Here is a 17,327-nt window from a genome sequence, read left to right as displayed (position 1 = left end):
TTGGGCCCCCCGGCCGGTATTCCGGCCGCACGGCGGACGCTCTGACCCGGCGCACGAACGCCACCACGCCGTCAGGCGACCCACGGGGGACCACGTTGACCCAGACCAGTGCCGACGCCCATGCCGCGTCCCGCCTCCGGCCGGCGGCGGTGCTGCGGCTGCTGGCGGGGCGGGGCGCGTTCCGGGCCGGTACGCAGGTCGCCGCGGCGGCGCCGGCGGCCGTGTGGGACGGGGCGACGTTCGGCCACTACGCCACCGCGCTCGGGCTCTGCGGATGGCTGCTCCTGGTCGCGGACGCGCCGGAGAAGGCCGCGCTGAAGACGCTGGCGCGGGTCAGGCGGACCGGCCCGGCGGTGGCCAGGCTGACGGTGGCCATGTCCGCCGCGCCGGTCGCGGTGCTGCTGGCGGTGCTCGTTCCCGTGGCGGTGATCGCGCCGCTGTCGACGGCGGCCCTCTGTCTCGCGGCAGGGGCGTGGTCGGCCTGCACGGGCCTGCTGATGACGGTCTCCGGGCTGCACCGCGTACGCGGCCGGCCCGTGCTGGACACGATGGCCTTCGTGGCCGGCGGCGGCGTGGTGCTCGCCGTCACCGCCGCCACCCTGTGGACCGGCTGGCCGCCGCAGACGCACCTGCTGCTCGTCCTGGCCGGGACGGTCGCGGTGACCTGCGGGGCGCTGGCGACGCTCCCCCGCGACTGGCTGCGCCCGCCTGCCGGTCATGGGCGGCGGGCGTTGCTGCGTCCCCTGTCGCGGGCCGCCTGGTTGCTGGGGGCGGCCGACCTGTGCGACGCGCTCTGCTTCGCGGTCGTGTACCTGGTGCTCGGCGCCTCGGGGCGGGCGGGGCAGAGCGGCGTGCTGTATCTCGCGCTGCTGCCGGCGGTCGCGGTCTGCCAGCTCGTCATCTACCTGCTGCGGGTCGCGCAGCCGGCGACCTCGCGGCGGCTGCGCGGGCTCGCCGGACGGGCCGGGCGGGCGCGGGCGGTCCATCTCCTGGGCCGGGCCGGGTGGGCGGGGGCCGCCGTCGCCGTCGCCTGCGCGGCCCTGCTCCGGTGGGCTCCGGACGGGCTCGCGGCGTCGCCGGTGATCTTGGCCGGGCTGGTCGTCACCGTGCCGGCGCTGTTCCTGACCGTGATGTACGCGGCCTACCTGGTGGAGAACACGAACAACGACGTGCTCGCCGTCACGTCGGCGGGCGCGTTCGCCGGGCTGGTGGCCACCGCCTCGCTGGCGGTCGTCGTCGTGCCGTGGTCGGGGGCGGCCGGGGGCCTGGTGGCGCTGGCCCTCGGGGTGCCCGTGAAGGCCCATGTGATGCGCCGGATGCTGATCTCGCGGAACTCGGAGTGACGACATGTACGTAATGGGCATCTCCCGGGCGCACGACTCCGCGGCGGCGCTGGTGCGCGACGGCGAGATCGTGGCGTTCGCCGAGGAGGAGCGGCTCACCCGCGTCCGGCACGACGGCCGGTTCCCCCGCCGGGCGGTCGCGTACTGCCTGGAACAGGCGGGGATCGGGCTGGACGAGGTGGACCACGTGGCCTTCCACGGGCAGCGGACGGGCTCCCCGCCCGGCTGGGAGGTCAGGGAGGCCGCCGGGCACACCGGCCCGGCCGGGTTCGGGGTGCACCTGGTGGAACACCACCGCGCGTACGCGGCCGGCGCCTTCCACGTGAGCCCGTTCGACTCGGCCGCCGTGCTCACGATGGACGGGACCGGCACCTGCCTGGCCGTCGCCGACGGTGACCGGATCAGGCACCTGCGGCACGTCGGTCACCCCCACTCGCTGGGCGCCCTGTACGCGGCGGTCACCGGCTACCTCGGCTTCCGTCCCGGCCTGGACGAGGACAAGGTGATGGCGCTGGCGGCGTACGGCGGCGACACCTACGTCCAGCCCTTCGCCGACCTGCTGCGCCTGACCCCGTACGGCGGCCACGAGCTGGACCTGAGCTGGTTCGAGCCGCACGCGGGCGGCGGACGGCACACGGTCTCTGCGAGGTTCCTCGACGCCTTCGGCCCGCCGCCCCCGCCCGCCGGGAGGATCCTCACCCAGCACGCCGTGGACATCGCCTTCGCCCTCCAGGCCACCCTTGAGCGGGCCGGGCTGCACCTGGCCCGATGGCTGCGCGAGACGACCGGGGCGACCCGGCTCGCGGTGGCCGGCGAGACCGCGATGAACCCGATGCTGAACGGCCGTCTGCTGGCCGAGTCCGGCTTCGAGGAGCTGTTCGCCCAGCCCGCCGCCGCCTCGCTCGGCGCGGCGCTGGAGGTGAGCGTCGGCCTGTACGGCCGGCCCCGCCCGGCGGGCGGTCACGTGTTCGCCGGGCCCGGCTTCACCGCGGAACGCATGGAGAAGGCGCTGCGCGACGCGGGCGTGGACTACCGGCGGCCGGACGACATCGCCGGGCACGCCGCCGCCCGCATCGCCGACGGCCTGATCGTGGGCTGGTTCCAGGGCCGGACGGAGTGCGGGCCGCGCGGCCTGGGCAACCGCTCGCTGCTGGCCGACCCGCGCGACCCCACGTCCGCCGCGCGCATGAACGAACGGGTCAGACGCCGGGAGCCGTTCCTGCCGCTCGCGCCGTCGTGCCTGGCCGAGCGGTCCGCGGACTACTTCGCCGGGGGGCATCCCTCGCCGGTCATGCTGCTCGGGTTCGACGTGCTGGACCACCGCCGCGGCGAGGTGCCCGCGATCACGCACGTGGACGGCAGCGCCCGCGTGCAGACGGTGAGCCGGGCCGCCAACCCGCTCTTCCACTCCCTGATCACCCGCTTCGAGGCGCTGACCGGCGTGCCGATGCTGGCCGGCGCCTCCTTCCGGGACGACGACGAGCCGATCGTGTGCACGCCCGAGGACGCCGTCGCCTGCTACCTCAGGACCGGCGCGGACGCGCTGGCCCTCGGCCCGTTCTGGGCCCGCAAGCGCCGGACGGACGACCGGGCCGGCCGGGAGGCGGACCGATGAGCGGCGCGAGGTCCCTGGTCGTGCTCGGGGCCGCCGACGGCTCGCTGTCCACCTACCGGGCGGCGGCCGGCATGGGCCTGCGGACGATCGCGGTCGACCGTTCGGCCCACGCGCCCGGCGTCGCCCTGGCCGACGAGTACCTGCCGGTCAGCACGCACGACCCGGCCGCCGTCGCGGCCGCGCTCGCCGGACGTGCCGACCTGGCGGGCGTGGTGGCCCCCTCCAGCGACGTCGCGGTGCCCGCGCTGCGCGCGGTGGCCGACGCGTTCGGGTTGCCGGGCCGGCTGTCGGAGACGGCGGCGCGGGCCTCGGTGGACAAATGGGTGCTCCGCGGCATCCTCGACGACCTGGGCGTGTCCTCCTACCCGTGGATCGTCGGCGACGACCCGGCCGACCTGGCGGTCCGGGCGCGCGGGCTGCCCTTCCCCGTGGTGGTCAAGCCCGCCGACGCCCAGAGCGGGCGCGGGGTGAGCAGGTGCGCCTCCCCCGGCGACGTGCGCGCCGCCGCCGAGGAGGCCCGGCGCAGCTCGTACGGAGGGCTGGTGATGGTCGAGGAGGAGATCCGCGGGATCCTGTGCAACTGCGAGTGCGTCGTGGACGACGGGCGGGTGGCGTTCGTCGCGACCAGCCTGCAGACGGTCAGCCCGCCGCCGCTGGTGCTGACCATGAGCCGCCGGATGCCGGCCGGGCTGCCCGGCGGCGTCCTGGACACCACTCGTTCGATCATGGACAAGGTCTGCGAGCGCCTGGACTACCGGCGCGGCCCGCTCAACCTCGACCTGATCGTCACCCCGGACGGCCGGCCGTACGTCATCGAGCTCGGGCTGCGCACCGGCGGCAACGGCACCGACGACATGGTGCGGTCCTGCTACGGCGTCGATCCGGTGCGGGTCGCCGTGCAGGCCGCGGTCGGCCTGCCGATCGAGCTGCGCCCGCACCCGCCCCGGCCGGTCCTGTGGCGGGTGCTGACCGCCGGGCGGGCGGGCGAGCTGGTGTCGGTGTCCGGCGTGGCGGCGGCCAGGGCGCTGCCGGAGGTGGCCGAGCTGGTCCTGCTGGCCCGCCCGGGGCAGCGGGTGCGGCCCTACCGGGACGTCTCCGACCGGCTCGGCTGGTTCGTCGTGCACGCCTCCGGCCCGGCGGAGCTGGACGCGGCCGCCGCCGCCGTCACCCGGGCGCTGCGCTTCGAGGTGCGCGGCGATGGACGGCGTTGACGTGGCCCGCCCGGCCGGCGAGGCGGGCGATGTACAGCGTTGAGGTGGCGGCCTCCATCGGCGAGGTCGGGGCCGGGGAGTGGGACGCGCTCGCCGACGGCGTGCCGTTCGTGCGGCATCACTGGCTGGCCCTGGCCGAACGCGTCCTGTCCGGGCACCGGCCGCGCTACCTGCTGGTCCGCAAGGACGGCGGGCTCGTGGCCGCGGCGGTGTGCGCGCTGGAGCACCGGCTGCACAACCCGGTGCTGGAGTCCCGGTTCGGGCGGCTGACCAGGAGGTGGCCGTTCCTCCAGGTCCAGGCGCCGATGACGGCGACGTCCGGGCTGCTGGGCGGTGAGGGGCCGCAGCGGCGGGTCCTGCTGCGGGCGGTGCGGTCGCTGGTCAGGCGCGAGCGGCTGCTGTTCTGCGTCGTCGACCACCTGCCGTACGCCGCCGGGCAGCCGGGCTACAGCCGCCTGGGCTGGTTGCCGGAGACGCTGCTGGACCTGACGTGGCCGTCGTACGAGGCGTACCTGGACCATCTGCCGCGCAAGAGGCGGGCCGAGATCCGGCGCACGCAGCGCCGGGCCGCGCGCGAGGGCATCGAGGTCCGCCCGCTGACGCCCGGGCCGGGCGGGGAGCCGGACCGGCTGCTGGACCGGCTGGGCTCGATGGTGGCCGCGGTGGACCTCCGCCACGGGCCGCACGTCTTCTACCGGCCGCGTCTGTTCACCGAGGCGGCCGGCGCCCTGGGCGCGGACCTGACCGTCCTGGCCGCCCGCCGCGACGGCGCGCCGGTCGGCTGCGTCGCCCTGCTGCGCGACGGCGACGAGCTGGTCGCCCGGTGGATCGGGCGCGACTACGCCCGCACCGAGGGCACCGCCGTCTACCACGCGCTGCTCACGGCGTGCGTACGGGCCGCCGTCGGCTCGGGCGCGCGCAGGCTGCGGCTCGGCGGCGCGGCGTACGAGACGAAGAAGCAGTTCGGGGTGCGGCTGGAGCCGCGCAGCCGGTTGTTCGCCGCCCGCGGCGCGATGGTCACCCGGCTCGTCGGCGGGCTGGGCCACCGCCTCGACCCGCCGCAGCTCCCGTCCCCGCCATCCAGCACGTGACCCGGAAAGGACGAGGGCCGGTGCGCGCCGCCGTTCAGCGCTCGCGGCGCTCCGGGGGGAGCTCGCCCGCGAAGACGCGTAGCTGGAGGGCCAGCGTGGCGTAGTAGCCGACCAGGGTGGTCAGCTCGAACAGGCCGCGCTCGCCGAGCGCCGCCGTGACCGCCCGGTAGTCCTCCTCGCCCAGCGTCCCCGTCCGGGTCAGCTCGCGGGCGGCGAGGACGGCGGCGCGTTCGGCCGGGTCGGCCAGGCCGGGCGGACGTCCCTCGCGCACCGCGGTCAGCTCGGCCTCGGTCAGGCCGCAGGACCGGCCCACCGCCTCGTGCGCGTCGCGTTCGAAGTCGCTGCCCCAGTGGGCGGCGACCACGAGGATCGCCAGCTCCCTGGCCCGGTCCGGCAGCACCGACCCGTAGCGCACCGCCGCGCCCAGCGCCTGGAGCGCGCCGCCGACCGGCGGGCTCAGCAGCATGGCGTTGAACGGGCCGCGCAGCCGTCCCCGCTCGTCGGTGAGGGGGAAGACCTGGAGGCCCGCCGCCCGGGAGCCGCCGGTGATGGCGCGGTAGACCTCGCTCTGGGCGTCGTCCAGGTCTTCCGGGGGAAGGGCGGGCAGCCGGGCGGTCATGCGGTGCTCCTGTCTCGGCGACGCGGGCCACCCGGGCTCCGCCGACGGGTGGACCTGCGGTGACGTCTCGCGCTCGGGTGCCGGTGGCGCGGTTAGCCGTGGCCGGATCACGGAACATCCTAGGTCTCTAGCCGCGCGGCCGTCTTGGAGATCATGACCATGGAGTTCGAGACTCCCCACAGCCACCGACACCGTCCGCAGAGGTGTGCGTCGTGACCAGGACCGGGGTGTCCGGGCCGCTGCTGGTCGTGCTCGGCCTGCTGTCGGCGGTGGCGCCGCTGGCCACCGACATGTACCTGCCCGTGTTCACCGACCTGGCGGCCGACCTGGGGACGGGCGCGGCCGGCGTGCAGCTCACGCTGACCGCGTTCCTCACCGGGCTGGCGCTGGGCCAGCTCGTCATCGGGCCGCTGTCCGACCGGTTCGGCCGCCGCCGGCCGATCCTGCTGGCCACCGCCGCGGCCCTGGCCGCCTGCGTCCTGTGCGCGCTCGCGCCGGACATCCGGACGCTCGTCGCCCTGCGTTTCGTGCACGGGTTCGCCGGGTCGGCGGGCATCGTCATCGGCCGCGCGGTGGCGGCCGACCTGACGTCCGGCCGGGCGGCGGCGCGGATCTTCTCGCTGCTGGCCTCGGTGGTCGGCGTCGCGCCCGTCGTGGCCCCGCTGATCGGCGGCGCGCTGTCGCCCGCCGGGTGGCGCGCGGAGTTCTGGGTGATGGCCGGGATCTCGGCGGTGATGCTGCTCGGTTCGGCGCTCGTCGTGCCCGAGACGCTGCCGCCCGGACGCCGGCACGCGGGCGGCCTGGCCGCCACCGGGCGGACCGTGCGGCGGCTGTTCGCCGACCGGGGCTATCTCGGTTACGCCTTCTCCTTCGCCTTCGGCTTCGCGGGGCTGATGGGGTACATCTCGGCCTCGCCCTTCGTCGTGCAGAACGTCCTGGGCCTGTCCACCCCTGCCTACACCGTGACGTTCGCGGCCAACGCGCTGGGCATGACGCTGACCGGCCTGGCCGCGGCGCGCCTGGTGCGCCGGTTCAGCCCGGAGGGGCTGCTGCGGACCGGGCAGGGGGTCGTGCTGGGGCTGTCGGCCGTGCTGCTGGTGCTGCTGGGGGCGGGGGTGGCCGCGGTGGTGGTGCTGCCGGTGCTGTTCGCGCTGGTCAGCTCGTTCACGCTGATCATGGGGAACGCGGCGGCGCTGACGGTGGGGCGGGCGCCGTACGCGACCGGCACGGCGGCGGCCGTGATGGGCGCGTTGCAGTTCGCGCTCGGGGCGCTGGTCTCGCCGCTGGTCGGCCTGGGCGGCGCGGACACCGGGCTGCCGATGGGCGTCACGCTGGTCGTCAGCGCGCTGCTCGGCATCGGCGCCCGCCTGCTGACCCGGGGCCTGCCCGAGACCGGCCCCACCACCGCCGAGGCCCCCGCCCGCGGCTGAGCCCCGTCCGGTGGTGTCTTCCGGGCCTGGGGTTCAGGGGGCCGGGTGGGTGTGCAGGGCGGTGACGAGCCAGTCGAGGGCCGGTGCCGACGGGGCCGGGGGCGGCCAGGCGTTGATCACGGCGAGCAGGCGGAGGTAGCGCTCCCTGCGGGGGTCGTTCACCGCCGTCAGCCTGGTCAGCAGCCGCAACCGGAGGCCGGCGTCGTCGGGACGGCCCAGGAGGCGTGCGTACTCGCCGGCGACCGCCGCCACGACCGGCGCGGACTCGGGCGCGGCGGGATCCACGCCCGCCGCCAGCGCTTTCCCCGCCGCCCACACGCCCACCGACACGGCGTCCCGCGGCACCCCTTCCCCATGGCCCGCGGCACGGTCGGTGGCGTGGTCGGTGGTCAGGTCGTGCAGCCTCGCGCGGAAGGACGGGTCCGCCATCAGTTCGGCCAGTTCCAGCCACGCCTCCACCTGCTCCGGCTCGGCGTCGTCCGGCAGTTCGGGGGTCAGTGAGACCCGCATCCCCGCCAGTCCCGGCCCGGCGTCCGGGACGGCGGCGTCCAGGAAGTCGCCGACCAGGCGGCGGCGTTCGTCCTCCGACAGTCCTGCGAGTCTGTGCATGAGCTCCATCTCCTCGGGCCCCGAGCCGCGCCGGGCCACCGCCGTCAGCACCGCGCGCCGCATCCGCAGCGTGCGGATCCGCACCGCCAGGGCCTCGGCGTGCGCCGCCGCGACCTGCGCGAGCGTCAGCTCCCGGTCCACGACCTTGCGGACCGTGACCAGGTCGACCCCGAGGTCGCGCAGCGTGCGGACGAGGTCGAGGCGGGCCGCGGCGGCGGCGTCGTAGAGGCGGTAGCCGGCCGGGCTGCGTTCCACCGGCGGCACGATCCCGCGGTCGGAGTAGAACCTGATGGTCCTGACCGGCAGCCCGGTCCGCCGCGCCAGGTCGCCGATCGTGTAGAGGGTGCCGCCGTCCATGCCTCCACCTTGGCGTCTCCCCCTGGTGGAGACTCAAGCGCCTCCCTCGTTGCGCGGCTCCGGCCGATGACCGTGGTGTCAAGCCTCGGATCGTGACCGGCGTGATCGTAAGGTGGGACTGACCACCGGGGAGCGGTCCTGGACGTCGCCGCGCGCCTGGGTGCCCTCACTTCGACGGCTCGGGAGAAGTCATGGCTGAAGAGCACCCCCATTCCTACGGCGCCCACGACGCGGCCACCGTGTCGGCCGCCTACCGCAACGCGCTCGACGTGATCGCCGCCGTGGAGCCCGGCGTGGCCGGCGCGATCCGCGCCGAGCTGGCCGACCAGCGCGCCTCGCTGAAGCTCATCGCGAGCGAGAACTACGCCTCCCCGGCCGTCCTGCTCACGATGGGCACGTGGCTGTCCGACAAGTACGCGGAAGGCACGATCGGCCACCGCTTCTACGCCGGTTGCCAGAACATCGACACCGTCGAGCAGCTGGCGGCCGACCACGCCAAGGCCCTGTTCGGCGCCGAGCACGCCTACGTCCAGCCCCATTCGGGCATCGACGCCAACCTGGTGGCGTTCTGGGGCATCCTGGCCCACCGGGTGGAGGCCCCGGCCCTGGCCGCCGCCGGGGCGCGGCACGTCAACGACCTGTCGGAGGACGACTGGGAGACCCTGCGCAAGGCCCTGGGCGACCAGCGGGCCCTCGGCATGTCGCTGGACGCGGGCGGTCACCTGACCCACGGCTTCCGTCCCAACATCTCGGGCAAGATGTTCCACCAGCGCTCCTACGGCACCGACCCGGAGAGCGGCCTGCTCGACTACGACGCGCTGCGCGCGACCGCCCGCGAGTTCCGCCCGCTGGTGCTGATCGCCGGGTACTCGGCCTACCCGCGGCGCATCGACTTCGCCCGCATGCGGGAGATCGCCGACGAGGTGGACGCGGTCCTGATGGTGGACATGGCGCACTTCGCCGGGCTGGTCGCGGGCAAGGTGTTCACCGGCGTGCACGACCCGGTGCCGTACGCGCACGTCACGACGACCACCACGCACAAGTCGCTGCGCGGGCCGCGCGGCGGCCTGGTGCTGTGCCGGCGGGAGTACGCCGACTCCATCGACCGGGGCTGCCCGATGGTGCTGGGCGGCCCGCTCGGCAACGTGATGGCGGCCAAGGCCGTCGCGCTGGCCGAGGCGCGGCAGTCCGCGTTCGCCGACTACGCGCGGGCGGTGGCCGGCAACGCGGTCGCCCTGGCCGAGGGCCTGGCGCGGCGCGGCGTACGGCTGGTCACCGGCGGCACCGACAACCACCTGGTGCTGCTCGACGTGTCCACGTACGGGCTGACCGGCCGGCAGGCGGAGTCGGCGCTGCTCGACGCCGGGATCGTCACCAACCGCAACGCGATCCCGCGCGACCCCAACGGCGCCTGGTACACCTCGGGCATCCGGGTCGGCACCCCGGCGCTCACCTCACGCGGGTTCGGCACGCAGGAGTTCGACCAGGTCGCCGAGCTGATCGTCGGCGTGCTGACCGACACCACGCCGTCGGCCACCTCCAAGGCGAAGTACGACCTGCCGCAGAGCACCGCCGAGAAGACCCGCGCCGCGGCGGCCGAACTGCTGGCCGCCCACCCGCTCTACCCGGGCCTCGACCTGAGCTGACCCACCGGCCGCCCGACCCGCTCACTCCGGCCCGCGGCGGGCCCGTCGCGTGAAGTAGGCGGCGGCCGCCCGGGTGTGGGCGGGGAACGCGAGCTCGGCGGGCCCGTCGATGACCAGCCACTCGCTCGTCTCGTCCGTGGCCTCCATCGGCGGCAGCGCGGACGCGGTGACGCGCGGGCCGAGCCCGAAGATCAGCACGGTTCCGTCCGGGGCGCTGACCACGTCGAAGAGCGTGACGTCGGCGGCCTCGGCCACCACGCCCGTCTCCTCGCGCAGCTCGCGCACGGCCGCCTGCTGCCAGGACTCCCCCAGGTCGATGAACCCGCCGGGGAGGGCGAGCCGGCCGCGGCGCGGCTCGACGTCCCGGCGTACGACGAGCAGGCCGTCGTCCACGGGCAGCAGCGTCACCGCGACCGGCAGCGGGTTGAGGTAGCTGGTGTTCCCGCAGGCCGCGCAGGTGCGGGGCCAGGGCTGGCCGGGGGCGAAGGCGGCGCCGCAGAAGGAGCAGTACGCGTTCCTGATCACGCCGCGATCCTAGGGCCCGGCCCGGCGACCGGGACGGCTGGACGGCGGTGCCGCGGGGTCAGCCCGCGACCGAGCGGTCCGCGCGGCTGACCAGGGGGTTGCCGCGGTGGGGTTGCCAGGCGGCGCGCAGGCCGCGCAGCTCCTCCCGGACCCGGGCCGAGGAGATCAGCCGGATGTCGTCGCTCAGGTCGAGGACGGTGGCCGCCGCCTGGTCCACCTCCCCCGCGCGGAGGAGGGAGTGGGCGGCCCGCAGCCCGATCAGGGCACGGGTGCGCAGCTCGACCGGCCGTCTGGCCCGCATGGACGCGGCGAAGTGGCGGGCGGCGGTGGCGTGGTCGCCGAGCTGGGTGAGGGTCAGGCCGATCTGGTGCTCCAGGGACTCGCGCCGGTAGTTGCCCGTCCACTCCGACTCGGGGACGGAGTCGGCGCGTTCGAGCTGGGTCTCGGTACGGCTGAGCAGCCTGAGCGCGTCCCAGCGGGTGCCGGCGGCGGCGTGGGTCTCGGCGCGCATGCCGGTGATCCACGCCTGGGTGCGGGCGGGACCGTGCCCGGCCAGCGCGGACGCGGCCGCCTCGGCCAGGGCCAGCGCCTCGCCGTCGTGGCCCAGCTCGGCCGCCTGGACGGCCATGCTGCGCAGGGCGGTGGCGCGCAGCAGCAGGTCGGCGGCCTCGTCGGCGAGACGCACGCTGCTGATGTAGTAGCGCTGGGCCAGGGCGTGGGCGCCGGCGTCCATGGCCATGTAGGCGGCCAGGTAGCTCAGCTCGGCGGCGGCGGCGAACAGGTCGGGCCTGCGGCGGCCGGTGGTGCCGTGCAGCAGGGGCGTGACCTCGCGGGACAGGTAGGCGGCGACCGCGGCGCGGGCGTGGCCGCCGCCGTAGCGGTCGTCCAGGTCGGCGAAGGCGCGGGTGGTGGCGCGGATCCGTTCGACGTCGCCCGCGCCGGCCCGGCGGGCCGCCGCGCGGCCGCCCGCCCGCCGCGCGGCCAGGACCGATAAGCCCGATAAGCCGGACAACGCGGCCAGGGTGAACGTGCGCCGGTTGAGCAGGTCGTCCTCGCCCAGCACGGCGAGCCGGGCGACCGGGTCGCCGCGCCAGGGATCGTCGGCGGACGGCGACCCGCCCGGCTCCGGCCAGCCCAGATGCGCCGGGCGCAGGCCGGGCCTGCCCAGGCGGCGGCGGAACGCCTCGACCGCCGCGCGCACCGCCTCGGGGCGCGGGATGGTGCCGGTCAGCCAGTGGCCGACCGCCGAGCGGTCGTAGTGCACGCGCTCGCCACTCTCGGCGGCGACGGCGTTGACGTGCCGCGCGGTGGCCGCGTGGGTCCAGCCCGCCTGCTCGATCAACGCCGCCAGCGCCCGGTTGACGACTGGGTGGGTACGGCGGGGCGGCATCTCATCTTCACATCGCTTCACATCACTGTGGCCTCGACGGTGCGCCGGACGTGGCTCACCGTCAAGAGTGCGGGCCGTGCCCCTCGCGGGACGGCCCCGTACGGAGGACGGCGAGGGAGGGGCTGATGGACGGGCTGCACGGCGCGGGCCGGCACGAGACCGGCCTGGAGGAGGCGGCGCAGGAGGAGCTGACGGCCGCGCTGGCGGGCCGCCCGCTGGTCTGCGTCGAACGGTTCAGCACCGCGCTGCGCACCGGCTACACCGGCCCGGCCCCGGTCGAGGTGCTGCGCCCGGCGCTGAGCATCGGCTGCTACTCGGCGTGGGACCCGGCGCTGCCCGGCATGGTCGTCGCCGCCGAGGAGCGCACCAGGACCCGGTCCGTCGCCGAGCGGCACGCCTGGCTGCCCCGCGTCCGGCACGAGGCCGCCCGGCACCTGCTCAAGCTGGACCGTCCGCCGGTCGTCTTCACCTGGTACGACAACGCCCGCCTGCGCGAGCTGGCCGGCCCCGGCGGGGTGGTCGCGGCCATCGACGCCGACGTGCGGGCCGCGATCGAGGCCAAGCACCTGCTGGACGACCTGCTGCGGGCGGCCGGCGTGCCGGCGGCGGCCCGCGTCCCCTGCGTGCACGTCGAGCGGCTGCCCGGACTGGCCGAGCTGCGGCGCGCGGTCGGCACCGAGCGGGTCGTGGTGCAGGCGGGCCGGCGGGCGGACCGGCACGGCACCGTGGTCGTCGCGGGCGAGGACGACATGCCGCGCGCGGCCCGGCTGCTCGGGCCGTACCGGGTGGCGGCGTACGTGCCGGGCTGGCCGTGCACGATCGCGGTGCTCAGCGTGCCCGACCGCGACGGCGGCGTCCGGGTGTACGCCGACCGCCCCGCCCACACCTCGGCCGGGATCGCCGAGCTGGGCGCCGGGCCGATGCGCAGCACGGGCGACGACTGGTCGCGCCCCTGGCCGACGCCCGCCGCCGCGCTGCTCATCGAGTGCGCCGAGCGCATCGCGTTCTGGGCCTGGCGCAGGTACGGCGCGGCCGGCCTGTTCAGCGTGGAGGCCATCCTCACCCCGGGCGAACGGGTCCACCTGACGGCGATCAAGTGGCGGCACCAGGAGGGCACCGAGGTGGCGTCGGTCAACCAGCAGGCCGCCGGGTTGCCCCCGTTCGTGCTGGCCCACCTGTCGGTGATGCTCGGCGGGCCGGTGACCTGGCTGGGGGACGCGCAGGAGTTCAACCAGCGCACGCTGCTGCGCTCGGCCCGGCCGGGCGGGCCGTTCCACGTCCGGGTCCGCCTGGCCCGCGACACCCCCGTACGCGTGTCGGCCGCCCACGGCCCCGGCGTCTACCGTCTGGACCGGTCGGGGAGCCTGCGGTGGGTGCGGCGGGGGGCACACCCGTCGCAGGCGCGGGCGAGCCAGGGCGAGTTCCTGCTGGCCAATCTGCCCGAGCCGGACGTCGTCTGCCATCCGGGGGCCCACCTCGCCACCGTCGAGGGCGTCGCCGAGGGCGGGGCGCACCCGTTCGACGGCCCGGACACCGCCTCCCTGGCCACCCGGCGGATCGTCGCGGCCGTCGAGGACCTGTTCGACGAGGTCAAGGAGCTCTGATCGGCACATTGCCACAGGGAGCCCGCGGACCGATGAGTTCACCCGCCCCCGGTGGTCCAACCTGGTGTCACCCGACTCCGCGGAAGGACCCACCGATGAGCACCACGCACATTCTCGACATACCGGGCGGACGCCTGCGCTACCACGTCCGCGGCAGCGGCCCGCTGCTGCTGCTCGTGGGCGCGCCGATGGACGCCGCCCCCTTCGCCCCGCTGGCCGAGGAGCTGGCCGGCGAGCACACCGTCGTCACCCACGACCCGCGCGGCGTGTCCGGCAGCACGCTCGACGACCCCGGCCAGGACTCCACCCCCGACCTGCGGGCCGGCGACGCGCTCGCGATCATCGACGCGCTCGGCGCCGAGTCGGCCGACATGCTCGGCAGCAGCGGCGGCGCGGTCACCGGCCTCGCCCTGGTCACCCGCCACCCCACCCGCGTGCGCACCCTCGTCGCGCACGAGCCGCCCGTGCTGGAGCTGCTGCCCGACGTGGCCCGGCGCCGCGCCGAGGTGGACGACATGATCGAGACGTTCCGCCGGGAGGGCCCGGGAGCGGCGTTCGGGAAGTTCATGGCCACCGCGGGCTTCCAGACCGGCGAGGACGCCCCGGCCCCGCCGCCGAGCGAGTCGCCCGAGCAGGACCTGGCCGACGCCGCCCACTTCTTCCTGCACGAGCTGCGCGGCACCACCCGGTACGTGCCCGACGTCGCGGCGCTGAAGGCCGGGCCGGCCCGCGTCGTCGTGGGCGTCGGGGCCGACTCGGGCGGCCTGCTCACGTACCGCACCTCGCTGGCGCTGGCCGACCTGCTCGGCGCGCCGCCGGTGGTGTTCCCCGGCGAGCACAGCGGCTTTGTCGACCGTCCGAAGGAGTTCGCCGACGTGCTGCGCGAGGTGCTGGCCCGCTGACGCGGCGGGCCCTGGGCGGCGGGCTTCTGGTGGCTCGCTCCTGGTCGGGCGCCCCTGGTCGGGCGCTCAGCCGCCGGGGGTCAGGTTCGCCGGGAAGCCGCCGGTCGCGATCGGCCCCCAGCGGTCGATCGTGATCCGGATCAGCGACTTGTTCTGGCGGCGCATGGCCTGCCGGTACTCCTCCCAGTCGGGGTGCTCGCCGGCGATGCACCGGTAGTAGTCCACCAGGGCGTCGAGGGCCTCGGGCATGTCCAGCACCTCGCCTCGCCCGTCCACCTGGACGTAGGGGCCGTCCCAGTCGTCGGACAGCACGCACATCGAGACGCGCTCGTCGCGCCGGGCGTTCGCGGCCTTGGCGCGACCGGGGTAGGTGGAGACCACGATCCGGCCCTCGTCGTCGAGGCCGCACGAGACCGGCGAGAGCTGGGGACGCCCGTCGGCGCGGGTCGTCGAGAGCAGGCCGTGATGCCGGGGGCGGAGGAAGTCGAGAAGTTCGGGCAGATCGACGCGGCGGGCGGTCGCGATCCTGGGAGCCATACGGGACGCCTTTCCTGTGCGGTGCCGGCTTCGATCCTGCCATCCGGCGCGGGCCCCGGCTTCCGGGGCTCGCCCAGGCGGCCCTATGGTGTGGTTCGCCGGCATATGCCGGTACGTGCCCGAGGGGAGGAGCGGAATGCCGGAAGTCCGTCCGCTCCGGCCGGGCGATCCCGACAGGATCGGCGACCACCGGCTGCTCGGCGTGCTCGGCTCGGGCGGGCAGGGGGTCGTCTACAAGGGCGTCGACGGCGCGGGCCGCGAGGTCGCGATCAAGCTGCTGCACAGCCACCTGACCCAGGACGACGACGTCACCCGGGGCCTGCTGCGCGAGGCCGAGGCGGCGCGCCGGGTGGCCGCGTTCTGCACGGCCGCCGTGCTGGACGTGGGGGTGGCCGACGGGCGGCCGTACATCGTGAGCGAGTACGTCGCGGGCGACACGCTGCAGAGGCTCGTCCGGGAGTCGGGGCCGCGCACGGGGGGCGCCCTGGACCGGCTGGCGATCTCCACGCTGACCGCGCTGGCCGCCATCCACGAGGCCGGGATCGTGCACCGCGACTTCAAGCCGGGCAACGTGCTGATGGGGCCCGAGGGGCCGATCGTCATCGACTTCGGCATCGCCAAGGCCCTGGGCGCGACGACGCAGGCCTCGGCGCCGATGGGGACGCCGGCGTACATGTCGCCCGAGCAGTTCGCGGGCGAGCGGGTCGGGCCGGCGTCCGACGTGTTCAGCTGGGCGGGGACGATGGTGTTCGCGGCCACCGGCCATCCGCCGTACGCGGGCGAGACGGTCGCCGCCATCCTGCACAAGGTCATGAGCGGGACGCCCGACCTCACGGACGTGCCGGCCCGCCTGGTGGACCCGATCCGGTCCTGCCTCGCCAAGGACCCCGCCGCCCGTCCCACCCCCGCCGCCCTCCTCCGCCACCTCATCAGCGCCCCCGGCACCGCGGGGCCCGGTGCGCCGATCCCCCCGCCCGGAGCCGGAGCAATGGCCCATCCGACCGGAGCCGGAGCCGGTGCGACGGTTCCGCCGCGCGGGCCTGGGGCGACGGTTCCGCCGGCCGGGGGCGGAGTTGGGGCGACGGTTCCGCCGGCTCTGGGTGGGGCGACGGGGCCGGCGTTTCACGGGGAGGCGACCAGGCCGGGTACGGATCGGCGGGTGAGCAGGCGGGCCGTGGTGGTCGGCGGTGCGACGGCCGCGGTGGCTGCGGCGGCGTCCGCCTTCCTTCTTCTGCGCCCCGCGAACGGCCTCGCCGACGACCCGTCCCCCCGCCCCACCGGCGACCCGACCGGCCCCCCGGCGACGGGCACGGCGACGGGCACGCCCACGACAGCCGCGACGAGCCCAGCGCCCGGCACGTCCCCCACGGAGTCCCCCACCGGGTCCCCCACCGGGTCGCCCACCGGATCCCCCACGGCGTCCACCACCCGGTCCCCCGCGGCCGAGCCGTTCGGCGCGCCCGTCAGGGAGCCCGTGGCGCTGCCGGCGGGCAGCGGGACGCCGGCCGTCCTGGCCGCCGCCGGCGCCACCGTCGTCTGCGGCACGTCCAAGGGCACGGTGCTCGTCTGGGACCTCGGCCCGGCGTCCGCGCCCGTGCGCAGGCTGGGCGACGGCGGCGCCGCCGTGACCGCCGTGGCCTGCGGCGAGGGCAAGGCCGCCACCGGGCACGGCGACGGCGCGATGCGGCTGTGGAACCCGGCGGGCGGCGCTCTCCACACGAAGAAGGCGGCCGACCCGGTCATCGCCGTCACCACCGCCGGACGCGCGGTCGCCGTCACCCAGAAGTACGACAGCCTGAAGGACCTGCACAGCGTCGTCCGCCTGTGGAACCTCGCCACCGGCCGCCAGATCGGCCCCGCCGTCACCGACCACTTCCAGGGCGTCAACGGCCTGGCGTTCGGCCGCCTCGGCGACGACGAGGTGCTGGTCACCGGCGACGGCGCCAACCGCGTCCGGGTGCGCCGCCTGTCAGACGGAAAGGTGACACATACCTACAAGACCGGCGAGATCGGCGGCATCGAGCTGCTCGCCTGCGGCGAGCTGGACGGCCGTCCCGTCCTGGTCTCCACCCACCTCGACGCCACCCTGCGCGTCTACGACCTGGCGACCGGCAGGCGCAGGAAGAAGTGGAACTTCAGCCGCCGCAGCCCCGACGACCGGGGGGCGTCCGCGCTGGTCGTGGGCGCGCTCGGCGGCAGGCCCGTCGCGGTCGTCGCGCACGCGCCGGGCGGCGGCGAGACGGTCGTCCGCGTCTGGAGCCTGACCGACGGCAAGGTCGTCGGGGAGCTGGGCCCGGGGCCGGGCGCCGAGGTGCGGGCCCTGGCGCTGGCCGAGCTGGAGGGCCGTCCCGTGGTCGTGGGCAGCGGCGGCGACGCCCTGCTGAGCGCGTGGAGCCTCGGTCCCGCCTGACGCTCATCCAGGTTTAAGAATCGCGGCCTAGGGTTCGG

The 17,327-nt window shown here is 76.0% G+C and carries 14 protein-coding genes and 1 riboswitch; of the genes, 9 read left to right on the top strand and 5 right to left on the bottom strand.

Going from position 1 to position 17,327, the window contains the following annotated elements; genetic code table 11:
• Positions 1 to 95: 95 nt before the first annotated feature.
• Genes AB0C33_RS26950 through AB0C33_RS26935 form a run of 4 tightly spaced genes read left to right on the top strand, consistent with a single transcriptional unit; the run spans position 96 to position 5,260 of the window.
• On the top strand, positions 96 to 1,343 hold the full coding sequence (locus tag AB0C33_RS26950; RefSeq protein ID WP_358292639.1) for a hypothetical protein: 1,248 nt from the start codon (positions 96 to 98) through the stop codon (positions 1,341 to 1,343).
• A 4-nt stretch (positions 1,344 to 1,347) separates the two neighbouring features.
• On the top strand, positions 1,348 to 2,958 hold the full coding sequence (locus tag AB0C33_RS26945) for a carbamoyltransferase C-terminal domain-containing protein (RefSeq protein WP_358292636.1): 1,611 nt from the start codon (positions 1,348 to 1,350) through the stop codon (positions 2,956 to 2,958).
• Complete coding sequence (locus AB0C33_RS26940; RefSeq protein ID WP_358292633.1) at positions 2,955 to 4,169, top strand: hypothetical protein; 1,215 nt, start codon at positions 2,955 to 2,957, stop codon at positions 4,167 to 4,169. The genes AB0C33_RS26945 and AB0C33_RS26940 overlap by 4 nt, the downstream gene beginning before the upstream one ends.
• Before the next feature lie 29 nt (positions 4,170 to 4,198).
• Complete coding sequence (locus AB0C33_RS26935; RefSeq protein ID WP_358292630.1) at positions 4,199 to 5,260, top strand: GNAT family N-acetyltransferase; 1,062 nt, start codon at positions 4,199 to 4,201, stop codon at positions 5,258 to 5,260.
• Positions 5,261 to 5,294: 34 nt separating this feature from the next.
• Here AB0C33_RS26935 and AB0C33_RS26930 read toward each other — a convergent pair whose 3' ends face one another.
• A complete protein-coding gene (locus AB0C33_RS26930) occupies positions 5,295 to 5,879 on the bottom strand; it encodes a carboxymuconolactone decarboxylase family protein (RefSeq protein WP_358292627.1) in 585 nt (194 codons plus the stop codon).
• 212 nt (positions 5,880 to 6,091) lie between these two features.
• Here AB0C33_RS26930 and AB0C33_RS26925 point away from each other — a divergent pair, with 212 nt between their 5' ends.
• Entirely contained in the window at positions 6,092 to 7,309 is a 1,218-nt protein-coding gene (locus AB0C33_RS26925) for a multidrug effflux MFS transporter (protein WP_358292625.1), read from the top strand.
• 33 nt (positions 7,310 to 7,342) lie between these two features.
• Here the strand turns inward: AB0C33_RS26925 and AB0C33_RS26920 are convergent, their stop codons facing one another.
• Entirely contained in the window at positions 7,343 to 8,275 is a 933-nt protein-coding gene (locus AB0C33_RS26920) for a MerR family transcriptional regulator (protein ID WP_358292622.1), read from the bottom strand.
• Between the two features lie 82 nt (positions 8,276 to 8,357).
• Positions 8,358 to 8,444: riboswitch (ZMP/ZTP riboswitch) on the top strand.
• A gap of 22 nt (positions 8,445 to 8,466) precedes the next feature.
• Here AB0C33_RS26920 and AB0C33_RS26915 point away from each other — a divergent pair.
• Positions 8,467 to 9,921, top strand: coding sequence for a glycine hydroxymethyltransferase (locus tag AB0C33_RS26915; RefSeq protein WP_358292619.1), 1,455 nt, complete (start codon positions 8,467 to 8,469; stop codon positions 9,919 to 9,921).
• Between the two features lie 21 nt (positions 9,922 to 9,942).
• Here AB0C33_RS26915 and AB0C33_RS26910 read toward each other — a convergent pair whose 3' ends face one another.
• Positions 9,943 to 10,446 carry an NUDIX domain-containing protein gene (locus AB0C33_RS26910; protein ID WP_358292616.1) on the bottom strand — a complete coding sequence of 168 codons (504 nt, stop codon included), beginning with the start codon at positions 10,444 to 10,446 and terminating at the stop codon, positions 9,943 to 9,945.
• A gap of 58 nt (positions 10,447 to 10,504) precedes the next feature.
• A complete protein-coding gene (locus AB0C33_RS26905; RefSeq protein ID WP_358292613.1) occupies positions 10,505 to 11,836 on the bottom strand; it encodes a hypothetical protein in 1,332 nt (443 codons plus the stop codon).
• A gap of 125 nt (positions 11,837 to 11,961) precedes the next feature.
• On the opposite strand from AB0C33_RS26905, the gene AB0C33_RS26900 reads away from it, so the two are divergent.
• Both AB0C33_RS26900 and AB0C33_RS26895 read left to right on the top strand, forming a co-directional pair.
• The gene (locus AB0C33_RS26900) at positions 11,962 to 13,440 is read left to right on the top strand and encodes a hypothetical protein (protein ID WP_358292611.1); all 1,479 of its coding nucleotides are present in this window, start codon (positions 11,962 to 11,964) and stop codon (positions 13,438 to 13,440) included.
• A 95-nt stretch (positions 13,441 to 13,535) separates the two neighbouring features.
• Complete coding sequence (locus AB0C33_RS26895) at positions 13,536 to 14,342, top strand: alpha/beta hydrolase (RefSeq protein WP_358292608.1); 807 nt, start codon at positions 13,536 to 13,538, stop codon at positions 14,340 to 14,342.
• A gap of 66 nt (positions 14,343 to 14,408) precedes the next feature.
• Here AB0C33_RS26895 and AB0C33_RS26890 read toward each other — a convergent pair whose 3' ends face one another.
• Positions 14,409 to 14,879 (bottom strand): PPOX class F420-dependent oxidoreductase, encoded by a 471-nt coding sequence (locus AB0C33_RS26890; protein ID WP_358292605.1) that lies wholly within the window; start codon positions 14,877 to 14,879, stop codon positions 14,409 to 14,411.
• Positions 14,880 to 15,015: 136 nt separating this feature from the next.
• Between AB0C33_RS26890 and AB0C33_RS26885 the strand changes: the two genes are divergently transcribed.
• Positions 15,016 to 17,289, top strand: coding sequence for a protein kinase (locus AB0C33_RS26885; protein WP_358292602.1), 2,274 nt, complete (start codon positions 15,016 to 15,018; stop codon positions 17,287 to 17,289).
• The last annotated feature ends 38 nt before the right edge of the window (positions 17,290 to 17,327 follow it).

The sequence above is a fragment of the Nonomuraea sp. NPDC048881 genome (assembly GCF_040649795.1).
GTDB lineage: Bacteria > Actinomycetota > Actinomycetes > Streptosporangiales > Streptosporangiaceae > Nonomuraea.
This window is presented reverse-complemented; position numbering and strand designations above follow the sequence as displayed.

Coding starts and splice junctions, on each gene's coding strand:
- AB0C33_RS26915 (WP_358292619.1), top strand. CDS start 8,467: ATGGCTGAAGAGCACCCCCATTCCTACGGCGCCCACGACGCGGCCACC.
- AB0C33_RS26945 (WP_358292636.1), top strand. CDS start 1,348: ATGTACGTAATGGGCATCTCCCGGGCGCACGACTCCGCGGCGGCGCTG.
- AB0C33_RS26940 (WP_358292633.1), top strand. CDS start 2,955: ATGAGCGGCGCGAGGTCCCTGGTCGTGCTCGGGGCCGCCGACGGCTCG.
- AB0C33_RS26890 (WP_358292605.1), bottom strand. CDS start 14,879: ATGGCTCCCAGGATCGCGACCGCCCGCCGCGTCGATCTGCCCGAACTT.
- AB0C33_RS26930 (WP_358292627.1), bottom strand. CDS start 5,879: ATGACCGCCCGGCTGCCCGCCCTTCCCCCGGAAGACCTGGACGACGCC.
- AB0C33_RS26900 (WP_358292611.1), top strand. CDS start 11,962: ATGGACGGGCTGCACGGCGCGGGCCGGCACGAGACCGGCCTGGAGGAG.
- AB0C33_RS26935 (WP_358292630.1), top strand. CDS start 4,199: ATGTACAGCGTTGAGGTGGCGGCCTCCATCGGCGAGGTCGGGGCCGGG.
- AB0C33_RS26920 (WP_358292622.1), bottom strand. CDS start 8,275: ATGGACGGCGGCACCCTCTACACGATCGGCGACCTGGCGCGGCGGACC.
- AB0C33_RS26905 (WP_358292613.1), bottom strand. CDS start 11,836: ATGCCGCCCCGCCGTACCCACCCAGTCGTCAACCGGGCGCTGGCGGCG.
- AB0C33_RS26885 (WP_358292602.1), top strand. CDS start 15,016: ATGCCGGAAGTCCGTCCGCTCCGGCCGGGCGATCCCGACAGGATCGGC.
- AB0C33_RS26895 (WP_358292608.1), top strand. CDS start 13,536: ATGAGCACCACGCACATTCTCGACATACCGGGCGGACGCCTGCGCTAC.